The organism is Brevibacterium gallinarum (assembly GCF_014836885.1).
Taxonomy (GTDB): Bacteria; Actinomycetota; Actinomycetes; order Actinomycetales; family Brevibacteriaceae; genus Brevibacterium; species Brevibacterium gallinarum.
Map to the genome: position 1 here is coordinate 53695 of NZ_JACSPY010000016.1, position 6748 is coordinate 60442.

At 64.2% G+C, this 6748-nt stretch carries 6 protein-coding genes; 2 read left to right on the forward strand and 4 right to left on the reverse strand.

All coding sequences use genetic code 11. From position 1 onward, the window contains the following. Positions 1-94: 94 nt before the first annotated feature. Positions 95-1237 carry an acyl-CoA dehydrogenase family protein gene (locus H9634_RS12650; RefSeq protein ID WP_225210932.1) on the forward strand — a complete coding sequence of 381 codons (1143 nt, stop codon included), beginning with the start codon at positions 95-97 and terminating at the stop codon, positions 1235-1237. Between the two features lie 185 nt (positions 1238-1422). Next, positions 1423-2607 (forward strand): CaiB/BaiF CoA transferase family protein, encoded by a 1185-nt coding sequence (locus H9634_RS12655; protein ID WP_191727090.1) that lies wholly within the window; start codon positions 1423-1425, stop codon positions 2605-2607. Positions 2608-2660: 53 nt separating this feature from the next. On the opposite strand, the gene fabG is transcribed toward H9634_RS12655, so the two are convergent. The 4 genes from fabG to H9634_RS12675 all read right to left on the reverse strand — a co-directional run bounded on the left by fabG (position 2661) and on the right by H9634_RS12675 (position 6657). After that, positions 2661-3407: a 3-oxoacyl-ACP reductase FabG gene (fabG, locus tag H9634_RS12660; protein WP_191727092.1), complete on the reverse strand. Its 747-nt coding sequence runs from the start codon at positions 3405-3407 to the stop codon at positions 2661-2663. 114 nt (positions 3408-3521) lie between these two features. After that, positions 3522-4286: an enoyl-CoA hydratase/isomerase family protein gene (locus tag H9634_RS12665; RefSeq protein ID WP_191727094.1), complete on the reverse strand. Its 765-nt coding sequence runs from the start codon at positions 4284-4286 to the stop codon at positions 3522-3524. Continuing rightward, positions 4283-5434 carry an acyl-CoA dehydrogenase family protein gene (locus H9634_RS12670; RefSeq protein ID WP_191727096.1) on the reverse strand — a complete coding sequence of 384 codons (1152 nt, stop codon included), beginning with the start codon at positions 5432-5434 and terminating at the stop codon, positions 4283-4285. Before H9634_RS12670 ends, H9634_RS12665 begins: the two co-directional genes overlap by 4 nt. 371 nt (positions 5435-5805) lie before the next feature. After that, a complete protein-coding gene (locus tag H9634_RS12675; protein WP_191727098.1) occupies positions 5806-6657 on the reverse strand; it encodes an FAS1-like dehydratase domain-containing protein in 852 nt (283 codons plus the stop codon). Positions 6658-6748: the final 91 nt, after the last annotated feature.

Sequence of the window (6748 nt, forward strand, 5' to 3'; positions counted from 1 at the left end):
GAAAGAACAAGACTTCCCCCGATTGCGAATGGGCCAGCGAGAAAGGACCGCAATGACGCACAAACCGAGGCCACGTCCCGATACCCCTCATCACATGACCGAGGAGCGCCTCGACCTCCAGCAGCTCGCCCGCCAGTTTTCGCGCGAGGTCGTGCTGCCGATCGCCAACGAACTCGATCCTGTCGAGGGCCAGTTCCCGCCCGAGCTCATCGAGCAGATGGGTGAGATGGGCTTCTTCGGGATCCTCATTCCCGAGGAGTACGGCGGCTTGGGACTCGGAGTCTTCGAGTACTGCCTGGTAGCCGAAGAACTCTCCCGGGCGTGGATGAGCGTGGGAGGACTGCTCGCCCGCGGCAACGGCATGGGCGGCGGCTTCACCAAGGAGCAGGAGGAGCGGCTACTGCCCAAGGTGGCAGCCGGCGAATGGCTGGGAGCGTTCGCACTGTCCGAGGCTGAGGCCGGATCAGATGTCGCCAACATCAAATGCAAGGCGGCCCGCGACGACAACGGCGACTGGATCATCAACGGCACCAAAATGTGGTGCACATTCGCAGATCAGGCGGACTACATCATTCTGTTCGCTCGGACCAGCACGGACGAGGATCCCTCGAAGCGTCACCGCGGGATCTCCACCTTCTTGGTGGAGAAGGAGCGCGGCGAGTTCCCGGCAGGCATGTCCGGCACTCCAGCCAGAAAGATCGGCTACTTCGGATGGAAGACGTGGGACCTGAACTTCGATAACTTCCGCCTGCCTGCCGATGCTCTGCTCGGTGAAGAAGGAAAGGGCTTCTACCAGGCGGTTTCCGGGCTCGAGGTGGGACGCGCCCACACGGCGGCTCGCTCGATTGGGCTGGCGCAGGCCGCACTCGATGATTCGATCGCCTATATGCAGCAGCGCGTGCAGTTCAACCACAAGCTCGCCGACTTCCAGCACCTGCGGTTCAAGATCGCCGACATGGCCGCGCAGATCGAAGCATGCCGTCAGCTCATGTACCACGTGTGCACCCAGATCGATACGGGCCGCCGCTGCTCGAAGGAGGCGGCGATGGTCAAGTATCTTGCCGCAGAGATGAGCGAACGCGTCACCTCCGAAGCACTGCAGATCCATGGCGGCGCTGGCTACACGAAGGACTTCCCGGTCGAGCGCCACTGGCGCGATGCCCGCCTCACGAAGATCTTCGAGGGCTCGTCGGAGATCCAGATGCGCATCATCAGCGACGAGCTGCTGGGCAGGTAGCGCCCGGGGCTCACACAGCCCCCGAGTGGGCGGGCGCCTGACGGCGCCTGCCTGCCGTCGGTTCTGCGCACACCTGCCGCTTCACCCAGCACCCTGGTAATCTGCTGCTTCACATTCGCTTAGTCACAAGGATTCCCATCATCGACACTCCTGGACCGCCGCAGCCCGCCACCGTTGTCCCGCTCATGCTCGAAGGCATCAGAGTGCTTGACCTCGGTGGAATCGGTCCGGGCCCGTATGCGTCGATGCTGCTGGCGGACCTGGGCGCCGAGGTCATCAGGGTGACACGCACCAGCGAACCTCAACCGGTGAACCCGGTGCTTGATCGCGGCAAGAAATCCGTCTGCCTTGACCTCAAGTCACCCCACGCCTCACCCGCGCTTGCCCGTCTGGCCCACTACGTCGATGCGGTCATCGAAGGCTTCCGTCCCGGTGTCGCCGAGCGCCTCGGTGCCGGGCCAGCCGACCTCATGGCCGCCAATCCCGCACTCGTGTACGGCCGGGTCACCGGATGGGGCCAGACAGGACCCCAATCGCAGCAGCCGGGCCACGACCTCAACTACATCGCCGCCTCGGGTCTGCTCTCCCGGCTCGGACGCTCGGGCGAGGCACCGCAGTTCCCCGTCAACCTGCTCGGCGACTTCGGGGGCGGCGGAATGCAGCTGGCACTCGGCATCGTGTCCGGTCTGCTGCGCGCCCAGCGCACCGGCCACGGGACCGTGGTCGACGCCGCCATGATGGACGGCGCCAACCACTTGTGGTCCATGATGTTCGGCTTCGAAGCACTGGGCATGTGGAACGACCGGCGCGGGGAGAACCTCCTCGATTCCGGCGCCCCGTTCTACGACGTCTACCCCACCGCCGACGGCGGCCACCTCGGGGTGGGCTGCATCGAGCCGCAGTTCTTCGCAGAGTTCGTCACCACCCTGGGCATCGCAGACAAGCTGCCAGCACCATTGGCCGAACTCAGCTACCGCAAGCCCGAATACTGGCCGGCTCTGCGGGAGCTCTTCAGCGCAGCGATCGCAGCCCGGACCACTGCGGAACTCGCGGAGCTGTTCGACGGCTCCGATGCATGCGCGACTGTCGTTCTCAGCATGGATGAGGCCGAGGCCCACCCCCACAATGCGCAGCGCGCATTTCTGTACCGCGACGACGCGGGAGTGCGGCAACCTGCCCCGATCCCCCGCTTCGCTGACCTGGGAGAAACGACGTGGTCCGGCGGCCGCTCCGCGGCAGACGCCTCGGCGACGGAACCGTACCGCCGCCCCGCACCTGCCGCACAGCCAGGTGAACACACCGATGAGGTCTTGACCGCCGCAGGATTCTCCGCCGAGGAGATCGCGCGTCTGACATCCGCCACCAGCTAGCGCTCATCACCTGCTGGTGGCGGATTCCGGCCGCGCAGCTACCGCTGCCCGGCTCAGATGTGGCGGCCGCCGGAGATCTCGGTGACCGTGCCGGTGAGGTAGCCAGACATGTCGGAGGCGAGGAACAGCACGACCGATGCGACCTCGGACGGTTCGCCGGCGCGGCCCATCGGGATTTCGGCAAGCTTCGCGTCGATGACGTCCTGGCGCATGGCAGCCGTCATTGCAGTGTTGATGAAGCCAGGCTGGATGGCGTTGACGCGCACGTTCTTGAACCCGACTTCCTTTGCAGCCGCCTTGGTCATGCCGACGATGCCTGCCTTAGCAGCCGAGTAGTTGGTCTGCCCCAGCATGCCGACCTTGCCGGAAATCGACGACACGTTGATGATCGAACCACCGTTTTCCTGCTCGCGCATGATGCCCGAAGCAGTCTTGAGGCCATTCCAGGTGCCGCGCAGGTGAACGGCGATCACCTGATCGAACTGCTCCTCGGTCATCTTGCGCATCGTGGCATCGCGGGTGATGCCGGCGTTGTTGACCATGACGTCGAGTGAACCGAACGTATCGACGGCGGTTGTGCACAGCGCCTCGACGTCGGCCAGCGACACGACATTGCAGGCCCTGCCCACGGCGCGATCGCCCACGCCCAGCTTCTCAGCGGCCTCGACGACCGCCTCCTCGTTCAGGTCTCCGAGCACCACGTTTGCGCCCTCGGCGACGAACGTCTCGGCGATCGCGTAGCCCAGGCCCTGTGCGGCACCCGTGATGACCGCGGTGCGGCCTTCGAGCAGATTCTTCATCTCTCTTCTCCTTCAATATGCGTTCAACCCGATGGTCTGCCGGGGTGGTTGGTTGTGTCGGCGGTGGGTGCCGCGGCAGCAGCACCGCTGCCGAGGTGGGGGTATCCGCTGCTGTCAGCGTCTCGTGAACTGCGGGGATCGCTTGTCGAAGAAGGCCTGTTTGCCTTCCCGGAAGTCCTCAGTGAAGAACAGCTCCGCCTGACCGGCGTTCTCCGCCTGCAGAGCAGACTCGAGGCTTGGAACTCCACCGGCCAGCGCACGCTTGGTATGTGCTACGGAACCCGGAGCTCGCTGTGCGAGGCGTGTTGCAAGCGCCTGCGCCGCCGTGAGCGCCTGACCGGAGTCAACGAGTTCGTCCACCAGCCCGAATGTTGCCCCGTCTTCGGCGTTGATTGGCCGGCTGTCCAGGAAGAGCCGCCGCGCGCGGACGAGCCCGACCCGCGCCGGGAGCAGTGAGAGCAGGCCGCCGTCGGGAACGATTCCCAGGCGCGCGAAGGGCAGCAGAAACCTGGCGCCCCGCCCGGCGACCACGAAATCGCATGCACACACAAGCCCCACCGAAGCACCCGCAGCCGCGCCTTCGACGGCGGCGATCGTCACGATGGGCAGGTCGACGAAGAAGCGCATGAAGTCCCCTACGCCGTTCATCCGTTCGACGGAGGCTTCACGGTCCTGCGGCGGCATCGACGCAAGGTCACCACCGGCAGAGAACGCCCCGTCCTCACCGGTCAGGATGACGGCCCTGAGGTCGGCTGGCAAGGGCGTGAGCGCGCCGACGATGTCATCGCGCATAGCCTGGCTCAGCGGATTGCGTCGTGCAGGTTCGTTGAGGGTGATCGTCAGGACGCCGTCGGTCAGGCTCGTGAGGATGAGGCTCATGCCTTGTGAGCTCCCTTGAGCAGCTGGCGGGCGATCACGAGCTTCTGGATTTCGGAGGTGCCTTCATAGATGCGGAACAGGCGTGCGTGGCGGTAGAAGCGTTCAACCGAGGTTTCGCGCATGTAGCCCATACCGCCGAATACCTGCACACCGCGGTCGGCCACGCGTCCGAGCATTTCGGAAGCAAAGAGTTTGCAGGAGCTGGGGCCGAGCTTGCGGTCGGTGCCCTCGTCCCACCGGCGGGCAGCGGCGAGAACCATCTCACGAGCGGCAGACAGTTCTGCGTAGGATTCCGCGAGCAGTGCCTGCACGAGCTGGAACTCGCCGATCGCTATGCCGCCCTGCTTGGCGACCGTTGCATGCTCGACTGAGTCGTCGAGGATGCGTGTGGCCTGCCCGACACACATTGCAGCAATGTGCAGTCGGCCCTTATTCAGCGATGCCATGGCCGCCTTGAAGCCGACTTCTTCCTCACCGCCGACAAGGTACTTCGCCGGCACCCGCACATCGTCGAAGAAGATCTCTGACGTCCAGGCTCCGGCCTGTCCCATCTTCTTATCGTGCGGCCCCACCGTCACGCCCTCGGTGTCAGTGGGCACGAGGAACACGGAGATTCCCTTGGTGCCGGTGGCTTCCGGATTGGTGCGCGCAAACACCATCAGGACGTTTGACATAGCGGCGTTCGTGATGAACCGCTTGGCACCGTTGATGATGTAGTCGTCACCGTCCTTGACCGCTTTGGTGGTCAATCCGGAGGGATCGGATCCAGCGTCAGGTTCGGTGAGTGCGAACGATGAGACGACCTCGCCCGAGGCGAGGCGGGGAAGCCACTCCTGCTTCTGCTCGTCGGTGCCGTAGTTGACGAGCACCTGGCCGGCGATGCCGTTGTTCGTACCGAACAGCGAACGGAACGCGGGGGTGGTGTAACCGAGTTCGAAGGCGAGCATGGCGTCCTGATAGGCGTTGAAGCCCAGTCCCCCGAACTCCTCTGGGATAGTCCAGCCGAAAAGACCCATCTCCGCTGACGCCTCGCGGATCTCTGCCGGGACCTCATCCTTGTCTTCGATTTCGAGTTCACGCGGGACAACCTGTTCGCGCACGAATTCGCGAACGGTGCTCAGTACATCTTTGAGATCGGAATCGTCCATGTTCTCTGTCCTTCTCACGGTAGTGACCTGTGCGGGTGGTGGGGTGCCGCAGAGGCGTGGGGCCGGGCTGAACTGCGCAAGCGGAGCAGCCCCCTAGATTATGACGTATCAAGAATGAATTAAGTCACACTATATCAGCGTTTGGCAATAGAGTAACGCAGATGAACCGGCTTGGGTAGCCCCCAGAGCTACCCAACTCGTGCCGTTTCCCCGCACCCAGCTCCGACGACTCGAAGGACACAGCCCGGCATCCGGGCAATCATGATTGCAAGTGAAGACGCACCCGCAGACCCCTTCGGATCTACGGGTGCGGTTGACGCGTTCGGCCCTGCTGTTCGCCCAGGGGCGGTCACGCTTTGCAGACCGCAGGCTCAGTTCGTCGTCACAGTCGCCGCGATGGCGACCTTTCCGTCCGGGGCGATGGCCTGCAGTTCGTGGACGCCAGGCTCGGTCTCCCGGCCGGCGAGATGAATCTGCTCACCGGCAAAGAGCGGTGACTTCGCGGTGAATCTGTAACCGCTGACGGAGGTTTCGGGGTACGTGGTCATATACCGGTCCAACAGCAGCGTCGCAGTCAGCGGACCATGCGTCACCAGACCCGGATACCCCTCGACCTCGGTCACATACGGGTAGTCGTAATGAATGCGATGAGAGTTGAACGTCAGCGCCGAATAGCGAAAGAGCATGACCTCGTTGGGTCGCACGCTCTCCACCCAATCCCAGCCTTCGGGTGCAGGCGAGTCATCTCGGGGCGGGCGAGCGGACGAACCTTCTGCGGTCGCGGTGGCTTCGCGGTAGACGATCGTCTGCCGATCTGTCGTCGCCAGGGTGCCGTCCGCACTGACTTCGTGGCGGAGCACAACGAAGCACAGCGGTCCTGTCGAGCCGACCTTCTCTGCAATCGATTCGATTGTCGTCGTCCGCTCGATCGTCTGACCCGGGCGGATCGGGGTGTGGAAGTCAAGCGTGCTGCCGGCCCACATCCGTCTGGGCAACGGGACTGGAGGCATGAATCCTCCAAGTGCAGCATGCCCATCGGCACCGAGGTCACTCATCGGCACATCGTCTTCGGAGAAGTGCAGCCAGTGGCCCAGCGGCGACAGCGGCCCTTCGGCATCGCTGTCGCGGCCGAGCAGAGTCGCCAGGCGCGCGGCTCGCACCCCGTCGGCGGTTTCGGTGAGGGTCGTGGTCCGACCTATCCAGTCCTGCAGATTTTCAGCCATATCAGTGTCCTAGCTGTAGTTCCCCGTGAGGTTGTGAACGCGGTCGGCTGGGGTGAGGCCTCCGATAGCGGTGTGGGCTCGATGCTGATTG